Source organism: Panacagrimonas perspica, assembly GCF_004364935.1.
In the GTDB taxonomy this organism is placed as follows: Bacteria; Pseudomonadota; Gammaproteobacteria; order Nevskiales; family Nevskiaceae; genus Panacagrimonas; species Panacagrimonas perspica.
This window is the reverse complement of sequence record NZ_SOBT01000010.1, coordinates 293,135-306,461: the sequence shown is the minus strand read 5'-3', so window position 1 is coordinate 306,461 and position 13,327 is coordinate 293,135. Positions and strand designations below refer to the sequence as shown.

The window sequence follows — 13,327 nt, the reverse complement described above, 5'->3', positions numbered from 1 at the left end:
CATGCGCAGCGTCAGAAGATACAGCGCAGCTGTTCGAGTTCCGGATTGCGGCCCTTGCCGCCCGAGGCGCTGGCAGCACGGTAGGGCTCTTCCTTCAGGAACGCCATGTAGCCGCCGTTGAACGCCCAGTAGCGGCCGGGATTGGTCAGCCACAGCTGCGCGCGGCCCTCGTCGACGAAGCGCATCAGGCGCAGTTTCACCAGGTGGTCCGCTGTGTCGTTGCGTCGGCGTCACGCTCCGACGTCATGCCGTAGGCCTCGATGACCTTGACCCGCGATGCTGCGTCCAGCAGCGCGTGCGCATCCCGTTCCAGCATCGGCAGCCTCTCCAGGCCGGGATCCGGAGCTTGTTCTGGGAGTGTGCCGGCGAAGCTCAAGCTTTCGCCGCGATCAGGCGTCCCAGGGCGGCATCGGCGCGACGAGCGACGCGCCGTCGTAACCGGTCACGGCGCCGAACTTCTCGTGTCCTTCGTTCCACTCGCGACATGCCGCCGTCAGCTCGGCCTTGTTGCGTGCAACGAAGTTCCACCACATCAGCACCGGCTGCTCGAACGCCTTTCCGCCGATGAGCGCGAGCCGCGCCGCGCCCTGCGTGCGCAGGCGGCAGTGCGCGCGCGAATCGCCCAGATACAGCAGGGTGCCGGGCTCCATGATCTCGCCGTCGATCTCGACGCTGCCCTGCGTGACCAGGGCCGCGTGCTCGAACGCGGTATCGAGCGGTAGCTGCGTGTCGACGGCGCCGGCGATCTCGATGTCCAGCCCCATGATCGGCCAGTGCATGCGGGCGGGGGATGTGACGCCCAGCGCCTGGCCGACGAGCACGGTGCAGCACAGCCCGCCGTGCTGTACGCGCGGCAGGCTCGGGTAGTGATCGAACGCGGGCGCAATGTGACGTGCCTCGTCGGGCAGCGCGATCCAGAACTGCAGGCCGTGCATTCCCGCGGGACGCGGCTGCGGTGATTCCTCGGAATGCGAGATGCCGCGACCGCTGGTCATCAGGTTCAACTGCCCGGGCACGATCGGCTGCTGGCTGCCGAGGCTGTCGCGATGAAAGATCTCGCCCTCGTATAGCCAGGTGACGGTCTGCAGGCCGATGTGCGGATGCGGACCGACGCGCATGCCGTTTCCCTGCGAGACGTCGACCGGACCGAAATGATCCAGGAAGCACCAGGGCCCGACCATGCGGCGTTCGCGCGTCGGGATCGCGCGGCGGATGCGCATGCCCTCGCCGAGGGTGGTGGTGCTGGACTCGATGCGTTGCGGGACGGCCTGGCTCATGTCGATGGGGTCGTGAATTAGGGTTGACAGGCGTAAGGATCAGCGCGGCGCGCCGAGGCCGCCGGGGCTCGCGAACGGCGCAGCAGCAGCGATGCCGGGCCACTGCGAGGGGTCGAGATAGCTGTGGTCCTCGACGATCCTGCCATCGCGGATCGTGAAGATGGCGCAGAACGGCGAGAAGAAATCGGGCCGTGCATCGTCGAGGATCACGGCTTCGATGACCACGGTCTGTTCGCCGCAGACGTGCGCCCTGTCGACGCGCATGCGCCGCTTGGGTGCCGCCGCGAGGATCGCCTTCTCCACCGCCATGAATGGGTCCTTGCCGTGGATCTCGCCGCCGGTCATGTAGAGATCGACGTCGTGCGCATACACGTCGAGCACCAGTTTCTCGACGTCGGTGTTGTAGGTGTGTTCGTAGCGGCGAACCACGTCGAGCAGCAGGCGCTCGTGTTCGCTGCGAGCGGTCCAGCGGGCGTCGTCGGCCATGCTTGCATGCTCCGGAAGTTGACGGGCGGTGCCGCGAGTATGGTCGTTGATCGTGGCGATGCCGAGTGCCGCTCGTCGCGGAATCTTCACCATGAAATCGGCTCATGGTGATGGATGCACAACGATCAGTTCTTGAATGGCAGCGGCAGCCGTAGGATGGCGTGTCCGAGTCGCGACACTTTCGCACGCGCCTCTCCCCCTTCGTTCAGCCGAGAGCACCGAACATGTTCGAGCCCAGCCCCCGCGTCGTAGAACTCCAGCGCCGTCTCGAAGATTTCATGGCGGAGCACATCTATCCGAACGAGCGGCGCTTCTACCGCGAGTCCGAGATCGCCGGTCCCTGGGGTGTGCAGGCCGTGGTCGAAGAGCTCAAGCCCATCGCGCGCAAGGCCGGCCTGTGGAACCTGTTCTTCACGCACGAGAGCGGGCTGAACAATCTGGACTACGCGACCTTGTGCGAGATCACCGGACGGTCGCTGATGGCGCCGGAAGTCTTCAACTGCAGCGCGCCGGACGTCGGCAACATGGAAGTTCTGGCCAAGTACGGGACGCCGACGCAGCAGGAGCAGTGGCTGCGTCCCTTGCTCGACGGAAAGATCCGCTCGTCGTTCGCAATGACGGAGCCGGAAGTCGCGTCGTCCGACGCCACCAACATCGGCAGCGTGGTCCGTCGCGAAGGCAGCGACTACGTGATCAACGGACGCAAGTGGTACACCACCGGGGCGACCGATCCACGCTGCAAGATCCTCATCTTCATGGGCAAGACGGATCCCGATTCGCCGGAGCGGCATCGGCAGCAATCGATGATCCTGGTGCCGCTCGAAACGCCCGGAGTGCGCGTGCTGCGTCCGCTTCCGGTGTTCGGTTTCTACGGGGTGCCGGATCGCGCGTCGGAAGTGGTGTTCGAGAACGTGCGTGTGCCGGTGACCAATGTGCTGCTCGGCGAAGGCCGCGGCTTCGAGATCGCGCAGGGGCGCCTCGGGCCGGGACGCATCCATCACTGCATGCGACTGATCGGCATGTGCGAGCGCGTGCTCGAGCGCATGTGCCGGCGTGCGGAATTCCGCACTGCGTTCGGCCGCACGCTGGCGCAGCAGACGGTGACGCTGGAGCGGATCGCCGAAGCGCGCATCGCGATCGAGCAGACGCGCCTGCTGACGCTCAAGGCGGCCGCGATGATGGACAAGGCCGGCAACAAGGCCGCGCGTGCGGAGATCGCGATGATCAAGGTCGCGGCGCCGCTCACCGCCTGCCGCATCGTCGACTGGGCGATGCAGGCCTTCGGCGGTGGCGGCACCAGCAACGACCATTTCCTGACCGCGGCCTACGCGACGGCGCGCCTGCTGCGACTCGCCGACGGGCCCGATGAAGTGCATCGCAACCAGATCGGTCGCATGGAAGTGGCCAAGCACGCGGCGACGGATCCTGCACGCACCGGGGGCAGCGGCGACGTGCTGTCGAGGGAAGAAGCCGAGAACGAGTTCTCACATTTGCGCCCCGGCAGCCCCGACTATCTATGGCGTTGAACCTGAACGGAGAAAGCTGAACGGAAATGGTGCGTCGCGATATGAATTCGGTTCAGATCCGGTTCAACGCAGCTCCGTAGATTTGGAACCCTGGGACCAAATCAATCGAGAGGTGCTGACATGAAAAAGATACTGATGCTGACGGGTGCCTTGTTGGCCAGTGTGGCGGCACCGACTTTCGCGAGCGATCGCGGCGACGCGGCGCTGGGCAGTGTGCTGGGTGGTGTCGTCGGCGCGGTCGTGGGCAATGGCATGGGCGGCCAGGACGGCGCGGTGATGGGCGCCGTGATCGGTGCTGGCGCCGGTGCCTACATCGCCGTCGACGACAACGACCGCAATCGCGGTCGCAGCCGCAACGACTATCGCGACTACCGTGGTCACGACAATCGCTGGGACCGCGGCTACGACCATCGTCACTACTACAACCCGCCGCAGCGCGTGGTGGTCAATCACTACGACACGTGGAATGGCCACGACCATCGCTACGATCGTCGCGACAATCGCCGTGATCGTTACGACCGGCATGACCACCGCCACGACAACCGCCGCTATGAGCGGCCGGTGCACTGGGACCGTCGCGACAACGACCGTCACGATCGGCACGACGGTCGCCGGGACAATCGCGACAACAGCTGGCGCCATCAGAACGATCGTCGCAACAACGACAGGGATCGTGGTCGCAATCATCGCTGAGCAACGATCAGGGCTCGTGATGTAAGAAAGAGGCGGGCGAGAGCCCGCCTTTTTCGTGTCCGCGATCGCGCGTCTTCTCTGGCGCAGGAAGCCTGCGAAACTGCCACCCTCGACACACGGAGGAAATCCCATGGCCGACGCGCTTCGCTTCTATACCCACCCGTCGTCGCGCGGACGTATCGTGCGCTGGATGCTCGAGGAAACCGGAGCGCCTTACCAGACCACGCTGCTCGCGTTCGGTCCGGAGATGAAGGCGCCCTCGTACCGCACGATCAACCCGATGGGCAAGGTGCCGACGATCGTTCACGGTGACACGGTCGTCACCGAATGCGCGGCGATCTGCGCTTACCTGGCCACCGCTTTTCCCGCGGCCGGCCTTGCGCCCGTGAGCACGCAGGCCTGGGGGCCGTACTTCCGCTGGCTGTTCTTCGCCTCAGGCCCGCTCGAGCAGGCGGTGACGAATCGCAGCCTGGGATTCGAAGTCCCGGAGGATCGTCAGCGGATGGCGGGCTATGGTTCGTTCGGCGACGCGATGAATGCGCTGGAGGGAGCCGTCACCGGCAAACGCTATCTGGTCGAGGATCGTTTCAGCGCAGCCGACGTCTACGTGGGATCGCAGATCGGATGGGGCTTGCAGTTCGGCAGCATCGACAAGCGACCTGCGTTCGAGACGTACTGGAACGGACTCAAGGATCGGCCCGCCGCCGTGCGCGCGCGGGACATCGACGATGCACTCGCGCAGCCGCCGCCCAGGAAGTAGCGATCGCGCGGGGGAATCAAACCATCGGTTACTGCGGGATCAGGGCCGGGTGCCGTGCGCCGCCTTCCAGGCCTGCACCGCAGCAAGCGTGTTGGCGACGTGCATGTCGGGATTCATCGCCGAGTACACGTACTGGATCTTTCCACCTGGCACGATGACGAACGACGTGCGATCGGCGTAGGCGAGGACCGGAACCTTCGCGTCGTAGGACTTCGCGATCTTCAGTCCGGGATCCGCGGCCACCGCGAACTTGCTGCGGCATTCGCTGATCGAGAACTTGTGCAGGGTCTCGATATCGTCCTTCGACACGCCGATCACCGTCGCGCCGAGCGCGTTGAACTGTTCGGTCGCTTCCGCAAATTTGTGCGCCTCGATCGTGCAGCCCTTCGTGAACGCCGCAGGGTAGAAATACAGGACGACCGGTCCCTTCTTCAGTGCTTCGGCGAGCGAGAACTGGAACTCCTTCCCGCCCAGCGTCGCCTGCGCGGTGAACTCGGGGGCGGTGGCGCCGACTTCGAGAGCGGCCAGAACCGGCAGGGTGACGGCCAGCAGCAGGCCGGCGAGGGTGTTGCGAAGTCGGAGCATGGTCATGGGTTTGGCGGATGACGTCGGATCGATGGGTTCGTGAACGATACGCGCCCCTGCGCGCGATGGATTCGAACGTGCGGCAGGCTGATGGCCAGCGGTTCAGTGCGCCTTCATTCCCCGGTGCTGTAGTACGCATCACAACCGCGTCACGACTCCGTGACGGTGAGAGGGGGAACAACATGCGCAAATTCATATTCGCTTTGGCGATCTCGTTGCCAGCCGCTGCGTTCGCCGCGGATAACGGTGCCGTCCTGGGCGGCGCGATCGGCGGCGGTGCGGGCGCGGGTGTCGGCTCGCACATGGGAGGTACCCAAGGCGCCGTCATCGGCGGTGCCCTGGGCGGCGCGGCCGGCGCGGCCATCGGGTCCGATCACGACGACGATGGCGACCGGCGTCGTGATCGCGGTGATGACCACGATCATCACCACGATCATCACCACGACAACGGCAAGCACAAGGGTCATCGCAAGCATCGCGATCGTCACTAAGGCGCCGCCCGCCGCGACTTCCGTGTGACGGTCGCGGCAGGGCCAGAGTCCCGCGACGCGCGACCGCGTCGCGGGACTCAGAAGCTCTCCAGGCGTGGGTGCGCGCGAATCCCGGCGACCGCGCCCCTCAGGCCTTCTTGACGAACTCCGACTTCAGGCCCATGGCGCCGAAGCCGTCGACCTTGCAATCGATGTCGTGATCGCCGTCGGCGAGCCGGATGTTCTTCACGCGCGTCCCAACCTTGACCACCGAGGACGAACCCTTGACCTTCAGATCCTTGATGACGGTGACGGTATCGCCGTCGGCGAGCACGTTGCCGTACGCGTCCTTCACGACGCGTGAGAGGAGCGGGCTGTCGGCCTGCGCCTGTGGCGTCCACTCGTGGCTGCATTCGGGACAGATGTGGAGATTGCCGTCCTCGTAGGTGAATTCGGAGGCGCACTTCGGGCAGGGAGGCAGGGGTGTCATTACGTTCAAATTCCTTGGTCGATCCGGGATGTGCGCCCGGGACTGGATGTCGTTGCAGGAAGCGCTGGGCTGCAGGGTTCGTCCGGTCCGGCTTCGAGACGACCAGGCCGGACTTCGGCCGGGGTGCGGGCTAGAGAATGTCCAGCAGTGCTGCGCCGGAGTGGAGTGACCAGCCGAAGGCGGAAACGTTGATGGCCACCGTGATCCAGAACGTGGCGACGAATGAACCCTTCTGCCACTTGTGGCGGAAATGGCTTTGACCGACATATCCGCCTGGCCAGCCGCCGATCAGATCGAGAACGTGCAGGGTGTTCTCGGCGGTCCGCCATTTCTTGCGCGTGGCCAGCATCTTGTCCCAGCCGTACGCGAAGAAGCTGATCATGCTCAAGCCGAGATAGGCGACGAGTACGAACCAGGATGATGTCCCGGTCGCGCAGGCCGCCGCGACCGACGCGAAGAAGAAACCGCTGACCATGCAGCGCCACTTCGTGCCCAGAGGACCGGTGGTGATTCTCGCCTCCCGTGCGACCGCATGTTTGGGCTCGAGGCGAACCGCATGCGGACGGCCGCGGTTGTCGCGGGCGATCTCGAAGTTCCAGACCGTACCGAGCTGCGGAGCCCGGGATCGGGGACACGCGCTGACGTGGACGAACACGCGTTCGCCGTCGCCCTTCCGGGTGATGAACCCGAACCCCTTTGCGGCATTCCACTCCGCGACGGTGCCCTGATAGCGCATGAAGGGCCGCGTGGCCGCTCAAGGTGAGAGGGCCGCGTTGCGGCCCTCTCACATCACGTTCCGACCTTAGGCCGCCATCTGTCGCAGCATGTACTGCAGTACGCCGCCGTGCTTGTAGTAGCTCCACTCCACCGGCGTGTTGATGCGCACCTTGGCCTTGAAGCTCACGGCCTTGCCATCCGCCTTCTTCGCCGTCACCGAGACTTCCCTGGCGCCATCGGTGAGGCCGTCGAAGTCGAACACCTCGGTGCCATCCAGACCCAGCGAAGCCGCGCTCTGGCCGTCGACGAAGTTCAGCGGCAGCACGCCCATGCCGACCAGGTTGGCGCGGTGGATGCGCTCGAAGCTCTCGCTGATCACGGCCTTCACGCCGAGCAGGATCGTGCCCTTGGCCGCCCAGTCACGCGACGAACCGGTGCCGTATTCCTTGCCCGCGAGCACGATCTGCGGAATGCCGGCGGCGACGTACTTCATCGCCACGTCGTAGATCGGCTCGACCGGACCGGCTGCGCCGTTGAAGTGCTTCGACACGCCACCTTCGACACCCGGCGTCATCGCGTTCTTGATGCGCGTGTTGGCGAACGTGCCGCGCATCATGATCTCGTGGTTGCCGCGGCGTGAGCCGAAGCTGTTGAAGTCCGCGCGCGCGACACCGTGCTCCATCAGGTACTTGCCGGCAGGGCCGTCCTTCTTGATGTCGCCGGCAGGGCTGATGTGGTCGGTCGTGATCGAGTCGCCCAGCACTGCGAGCGCACGCGCGCCCTTGATCTGCTGGATGCCCGGCGGCGTCATCGTCATGCCTTCGAAGTACGGCGGGTTGGCGATGTACGTGGACTTGGAATCCCAGGGGTAGGTTTCCGACTTCGTGACCTTGATCGACTGCCAGCGCGCATCGCCCTTGAGCACGTCGGCGTAGCTGGCCTGGAACAGGTCGGCGGTGACCGAAGCGGTGACGGCGTCGGAGATTTCCTTGTTGGTCGGCCAGACGTCCTTGAGGAACACGTCCTTGCCGTCCTTGCCCTGCCCCAGCGGCTCGGTGGTGAGGTCGATGTCGGTGTTGCCGGCGATCGCGTAGGCGACGACCAGCGGCGGCGAGGCGAGGTAGTTCATGCGCACGTCCTGGTGGACGCGGCCCTCGAAATTGCGGTTGCCCGACAGCACGGCGCTGACGCTCAGCGTGTTGTCGCCAATGGCCTTGCCCAGCGGCTCGTTGAGTGGGCCGGAGTTGCCGATGCAGGTCGTGCAGCCGTAGGCGGTGACGTAGAAGCCCAGATGCTCGAGGTCCTCGATCAGTCCGGCCTTCTTCAGGTACGCGGTGACGGCGAGCGATCCCGGCGCCAGCGAAGTCTTCACCCAGGGCTTGGACTTCAGGCCCAGCGCGCGCGCCTTGCGAGCGAGCAGGCCGGCGCCGATCAGTACGCTCGGGTTGGACGTGTTCGTGCAGGACGTGATCGCCGCGATCATCACCGCGCCGTCCTTGAGCTCGAAGGTCTGGCCGTTGTCGGTGACGGTGGCGGGGCCCTTCGACGGACGCGCCTTCTGCTCGGACTCGAAGGCCTTGCGGAAGTTGGCCTTCACGTCGGACAGCAGCACGCGGTCCTGCGGGCGCTTCGGGCCGGCGAGGCTGGGCTTGATGCTGCCCAGGTCCAGCGACAGCACGTCGGTGTACTCGGCTTCCGGCGCGTCCGGCGTCCACCACATGCCCTGCGCCTTGGCGTAGGCCTCGACGACGGCGATCTGCTCGTCGGTGCGGCCCGTGAGGCGCATGTAGTTCAGCGTTTCGCTGTCGATCGGGAAGATGCCGCAGGTGGCGCCGTATTCCGGGCCCATGTTGGCGATCGTGTTGCGATCCGACGCGGACAGGTTGGCGAGGCCGGGGCCGAAGAATTCGACGAACTTCTCGACGACGCCGCGCTTGCGCAGCATCTCGGTGGCGGTCAGCACGAGGTCGGTGGCGGTGGCGCCTTCGGCCAGCTTGCCGGTGACGCGCACGCCGATGACTTCGGGAATCAGCATCGAAGACGGCTGGCCGAGCATCGCGGCCTCGGCCTCGATGCCGCCGACGCCCCAGCCCAGCACGCCGATGCCGTTGACCATCGTCGTGTGGCTGTCGGTGCCAAAGCAGCTGTCCGGATACAGCAGGCCGTCCTTCTCGAAGACGACGCGCGCCAGGTACTCGATGTTGACCTGGTGGACGATGCCGGTATCGGGCGGCACGGCCTTGAAGTTCTTCAGTGCTTCCTGGCCCCAGCGCAGGAAGGTGTAGCGCTCCTGGTTGCGCTGGAACTCGACCTTGGCGTTGAGATCCAGGGCGTCCTTGGAGCCGTAGTGGTCGATCATCACCGAGTGGTCGATGACCAGTTCCACCGGGCACAGCGGGTTGACCTTGGACGCGTCGCCGCCGAGCTTCTTGATGGCGTCGCGCATCGCCGCGAGGTCGACCACGCAGGGCACGCCGGTGAAGTCCTGCAGGATCACGCGCGCCGGCGTGAAGTTGATGTCCTTGGCGGGCAGGTTCTTGAAGTCCGCACCGGCCAGCGCTTCGATGTCCGCCTTGGTGGTGTTCAGGCCGTCCTCGTGACGCAGGACGTTCTCCAGCAACACCTTGATCGAGTAGGGAAGGCGCGAGATGTTGTACTTCGGCTCGAGCGCCTTGAGGTTGAAGTACGAATAGGTCTTGGAACCGACCTTGAGGCTGGCTTTGGACTTGAAGCTGTCCGACATGGCTGGAACTCCTGGGAGCGGGGCTGGCTGAAAAACCAAATTGGGGGCCGCGCCGCGTTGCGCGGGGCGGCAATTATAGCGGCGACCGACCCCGGGTTTTCCGTCCGCGCGCCGCTTTTGCGGTCAGCGCAGGGCGTTCGACCAGTCGGCGTCCGGATCGAGGCGGCCGGATTCGGTCAGGCCGAACAGGCCCACGCCGTCGCGGACACGCTGTCCGCCGTCGCGCGTCAGCGGCCGGAACACGAGCGGCACGGTGCGGTTGCTGGAGGACCGGGCGAAGAACAGGTCGAACGGCACGATCACGAAAAAGCCCTTGTCGAAACTGCCTTCGCCGAAGTCTTCCGAGGACACGTCCGTCTTGGTGGCGAACAAGCCGGCGCTGACGCCGCTGGCGAAGCGGCGCGACAGCTCCAGGGTTCCGCCCTTGTCGCCCGCCAGATAGCGGCCGGCGCTGAGCTGTGCGGACATGCCATAGAACGGCAACTGGAAGTAGCCCGTCAGGTGGCCGGTGGTGACCTCGTAGTCCCGGAAGCTGAAGCGCTGGTCGAAATCGCGCTGCCGGACGCGGTTCACGTCCAGTCCCACGGCCCACCGTGCTTCGGGCCGGCGGTAGAGCACTTCGCCGGCGATGCCGCCGTACATCTCCTCGAAGATGCCACCCGAAAGTCGCGCATACCAGGAAGGACGCGGCGACCAGACATAGTTGGTCTCCAGCCGGACGAGATTGTTCTCGCCCTCCTTCAGGTAACGGACGATGTCGCTGCGAACCTTCGGCAGGCGGCTGTCAGAGGTCTGCTTCAGGCCGTCGAAGTTGTTGTAGATGTCGGCGCCCACCTGGCCCGAGAGCGACCAGCGGGGTGACAGCGCCAGCCTGCCGCCCAGGCGCCACCAGAGCTGGCCGAAGTAGAAGTCATCGGGTCCGCCGATGTGCTGGCGCAGCGCCGGCCCGGTGTACCAGTCGAAGCTCGGGTACGGGCTGGGCGCCTTGAACGCCACGTCGGCGGGGACCTGCGTGCGCGTCGGCATCCGCTGCCAGTTGTGCCGAAGCGTGGCGGGCCGCGCGTCGAAATCGATGGCGGCGTCGATGGCATCGCGCTGAAGGCGGACGCGATAGCTCTCTGCGCCCGCCACCAGATGCGAGAGCGTGAACGTGTAGTACTGCGGCGGCGCCATCATCGCCAGCGTCTGGCCGATGCGGCCGATCACGCGCGGCTCGTCGTCGCTCAGGTCCTGCGTGAACCACACCTGGATGTCGGCCAGCAGATCGTGCGAATCCATCGCCACCAGCTGGATCTTCTGGCGCGCGAGTTCCCGTTTCACCCGCTCGAAGAAGTCGGCATCGACCGCCGTCGAGGGAGCGAGCGCTGCCTCCTGCTCGGGCTGCAGCGTGATCAGCGGAGTGGAAGGTGGATCCAGGACCTTGTCGGGCCCGCGGTCGCGGTGGAAGTTCGTGTACATGACGAAGCGCGCCATGAACGTATTGCCGCGCTCCAGCCCTGCGCTGACATCGGCGTTGCGGCCGAGCCGGTAATTCAGCGCGACGTTGACCGGACTGTCGGCGTCGAGATTGTTGTCGAGCGCCTCGGACTTGTAGTCGTTGCCGTCGTACTCGAGCTTGAGGCTCAGGTGCGGCAAAGGGGTCTGCCACTGCACGCCGCCGAACAGGCCGACGTCGTGCCCGCCAAACATGCGCTCGAGGCCGACGTCGCCGCGCGCCTCGGTCGCCGGACGATCCTCGAACTTGTCGGACGCAACGGCGAACGGATTGCGGATGCCGCCGCGTGCACCCATGCGGCCCCAGGCCAGGCCCAGCGTCCAGTCGAGTCCCGCGACCTGCTTGCTGGCCACCAGGTATTCGCTGGCGAACAGGCCCGTTCCGCCGATGTCGAGGACGCCGAAGGCGAACGCGGGAAGCATCGGGCTTTCTTCGCGCAGCCGCAGCTTCAGATCGATGCTGCGATCCTTGTACGACTGGTCACCGCTGAACGATTCCGGACCGTACAGCCGGTTCTTCACCTCGGCGTAACGAAAGCCCGCCTCCAGCCAGGGCAGCAGCTGCATCCCGAACAGGATCTGGTTGTACGGGTCGGCGGTGGAGACGCCGACGCGAAATTCGCCATCCGGTGCGAAGCGTGCGGTCGGCGTCTGTATCAGGCCGATCCCGCCGAAATCGTTGCTCGACCAGTCGGCGTACTCGGCCGCGCTGGCGTACGGCGTCACCAGGGAGGCGACCAGCGCCGCGGCCCGCGCCGTACGGATGTTGCGACGGTGGGCGGTAGGGCGCATGAGCGAGCCGTGGAAACAGATCGGCCGGCAAAAAGCCGGCCGATCTGTTTCCTGCGAATACTATTTAGGGTGCGGTCGCCGTCGCGGTGCTGGTGGAAGTCGACGTGGAGTTGTTGCCGCCGTCGCCGTTGTTGTAGAGCGCGATGGCGGTGCCGGCGATGGCGCCAGCTCCCACGATCCAGGGCGCGATCCACGGCGTGTCGGTACCGGCAACGCTCGCGATGCGCTTCGATCTTGCCGTCGAACCCACCCGAATCGTATTCAGGGTTTCGGAGTCGGTAGCGGCGGGATTCACCTGGAAGCTGCGGCCGGTACCTGGGTTCGGCGGCAAGTCGCGGCCGACAGCGCCCGGATTCGGCTGTCTCATGTCGCCTTGGGCGGCGAAGGCAGCCCCTCCCCACGCGAGGGCAAGGGCGAATGCGAGGACGCGACGGCAGGTCATGACATTCTCCGTGTACGCTTTACCGATGAAGGCCGATGATAAACCAGATCGCGATCTGCGAAACCCGATAAGGGGTTCAGCAGCAAATGTCGGGCCCGATCCTGGCGGGATATGCCGCATCGCCGGGAGGCGCCCGGGGGGTGTCCCGGCCGGAGCCGACCGGCACCCGCTGCCCGATACGCTTCGTCGGCACATCCTGCTCGCCGGAACGGGTTTCGCGCTCGCCGGCTGCACCAACATGGGGTCGGTGGGCCTCATGTCGGACACCCTGGCCCTGGTCGGGAAAGGCAAGGGCAAGGGATATCCGCGCACCCGCGATGAGGTCACCGCCCTTCCCTATGCACAGCTTGGCCTCGGCCGGGGAGGCCTGGAGGGTCCCCGCGGAATTCTGGTGCTGGCGGACGTGCTCGGAGAGGAGCTGGTCTGGATATCCGGCAATCGGGTGCACATCGTCACTTTGCGGGGACGGGTCGTCCGGACCACGGGCCTGCACAGCGATTTCGCCGGAACGAGCTTTCGCGGCGAGGATCTGTGGGATCTCACCGACCCGGCCCGGGCCGCTCTTTCTGCGACGTCGCTGGAACGCATCGTCCGCATCGAACCGGGCCAGGCGCCTGCCGTAAAAATGTCGTCCCTGTTCGCCGCGGATGGCGAAGAGCGGATCGAGATCCTGGGCGAAGCCATCGACACGATCCGCTATCGCGAAGAGATCGACGTCCCGGAGTGGCGCTGGAAGGCGGTCAACCAGTGGTGGCTGGACCCCCGGACGCGCATGGCCTGGCGCAGCGTCCAGCACCTGACACCCGACCAGCCGCCCTTGCTGCTGGAAATCCTCAAGCGCCCGGCCTGATC

14 protein-coding genes are annotated in these 13,327 nt (G+C 65.8%); 4 read left to right on the top strand and 10 right to left on the bottom strand.

The window, feature by feature from the left end; translation table 11 throughout:
• Positions 1–11: 11 nt before the first annotated feature.
• The 3 genes from DFR24_RS18190 to DFR24_RS18180 all read right to left on the bottom strand — a co-directional run bounded on the left by DFR24_RS18190 (position 12) and on the right by DFR24_RS18180 (position 1,763).
• Entirely contained in the window at positions 12–200 is a 189-nt protein-coding gene (locus tag DFR24_RS18190) for a hypothetical protein (protein ID WP_133882838.1), read from the bottom strand.
• Positions 201–389: 189 nt separating this feature from the next.
• The gene (locus DFR24_RS18185; protein ID WP_210772385.1) at positions 390–1,277 is read right to left on the bottom strand and encodes a pirin family protein; all 888 of its coding nucleotides are present in this window, start codon (positions 1,275–1,277) and stop codon (positions 390–392) included.
• A 39-nt stretch (positions 1,278–1,316) separates the two neighbouring features.
• Positions 1,317–1,763, bottom strand: a complete 447-nt coding sequence (locus DFR24_RS18180) for a nuclear transport factor 2 family protein (RefSeq protein ID WP_162851308.1) — start codon at positions 1,761–1,763, stop codon at positions 1,317–1,319.
• A 224-nt stretch (positions 1,764–1,987) separates the two neighbouring features.
• Between DFR24_RS18180 and DFR24_RS18175 the strand changes: the two genes are divergently transcribed.
• From DFR24_RS18175 to DFR24_RS18165, 3 genes are all read left to right on the top strand, one after another.
• The gene (locus DFR24_RS18175) at positions 1,988–3,289 is read left to right on the top strand and encodes an acyl-CoA dehydrogenase family protein (protein WP_133882836.1); all 1,302 of its coding nucleotides are present in this window, start codon (positions 1,988–1,990) and stop codon (positions 3,287–3,289) included.
• 120 nt (positions 3,290–3,409) lie between these two features.
• Positions 3,410–3,982: a hypothetical protein gene (locus DFR24_RS18170; RefSeq protein ID WP_210772384.1), complete on the top strand. Its 573-nt coding sequence runs from the start codon at positions 3,410–3,412 to the stop codon at positions 3,980–3,982.
• A gap of 130 nt (positions 3,983–4,112) precedes the next feature.
• A complete protein-coding gene (locus DFR24_RS18165; RefSeq protein ID WP_133882835.1) occupies positions 4,113–4,742 on the top strand; it encodes a glutathione S-transferase family protein in 630 nt (209 codons plus the stop codon).
• 39 nt (positions 4,743–4,781) lie between these two features.
• Here DFR24_RS18165 and DFR24_RS18160 read toward each other — a convergent pair whose 3' ends face one another.
• The 7 genes from DFR24_RS18160 to DFR24_RS24500 form a co-directional block, all read right to left on the bottom strand.
• Positions 4,782–5,333, bottom strand: a complete 552-nt coding sequence (locus DFR24_RS18160) for a peroxiredoxin (protein WP_162851307.1) — start codon at positions 5,331–5,333, stop codon at positions 4,782–4,784.
• Positions 5,334–5,476: 143 nt separating this feature from the next.
• On the bottom strand, positions 5,477–5,815 hold the full coding sequence (locus tag DFR24_RS18155) for a hypothetical protein (RefSeq protein WP_133882834.1): 339 nt from the start codon (positions 5,813–5,815) through the stop codon (positions 5,477–5,479).
• A gap of 130 nt (positions 5,816–5,945) precedes the next feature.
• A complete protein-coding gene (locus DFR24_RS18150) occupies positions 5,946–6,287 on the bottom strand; it encodes a zinc ribbon domain-containing protein YjdM (protein ID WP_133882833.1) in 342 nt (113 codons plus the stop codon).
• Positions 6,288–6,417: 130 nt separating this feature from the next.
• Positions 6,418–7,023: a cold shock and DUF1294 domain-containing protein gene (locus tag DFR24_RS25380; RefSeq protein WP_133882832.1), complete on the bottom strand. Its 606-nt coding sequence runs from the start codon at positions 7,021–7,023 to the stop codon at positions 6,418–6,420.
• A gap of 66 nt (positions 7,024–7,089) precedes the next feature.
• Positions 7,090–9,747 (bottom strand): aconitate hydratase AcnA, encoded by a 2,658-nt coding sequence (acnA, locus tag DFR24_RS18140; protein WP_133882831.1) that lies wholly within the window; start codon positions 9,745–9,747, stop codon positions 7,090–7,092.
• Positions 9,748–9,870: 123 nt separating this feature from the next.
• Positions 9,871–12,033 carry a YjbH domain-containing protein gene (locus DFR24_RS18135; protein ID WP_133882830.1) on the bottom strand — a complete coding sequence of 721 codons (2,163 nt, stop codon included), beginning with the start codon at positions 12,031–12,033 and terminating at the stop codon, positions 9,871–9,873.
• 64 nt (positions 12,034–12,097) lie between these two features.
• Positions 12,098–12,475 (bottom strand): hypothetical protein, encoded by a 378-nt coding sequence (locus tag DFR24_RS24500; RefSeq protein ID WP_162851306.1) that lies wholly within the window; start codon positions 12,473–12,475, stop codon positions 12,098–12,100.
• On the opposite strand from DFR24_RS24500, the gene DFR24_RS18130 reads away from it, so the two are divergent.
• Positions 12,474–13,325, top strand: a complete 852-nt coding sequence (locus DFR24_RS18130; protein WP_162851305.1) for a YjbF family lipoprotein — start codon at positions 12,474–12,476, stop codon at positions 13,323–13,325. The genes DFR24_RS24500 and DFR24_RS18130 overlap by 2 nt on opposite strands.
• Positions 13,326–13,327: the final 2 nt, after the last annotated feature.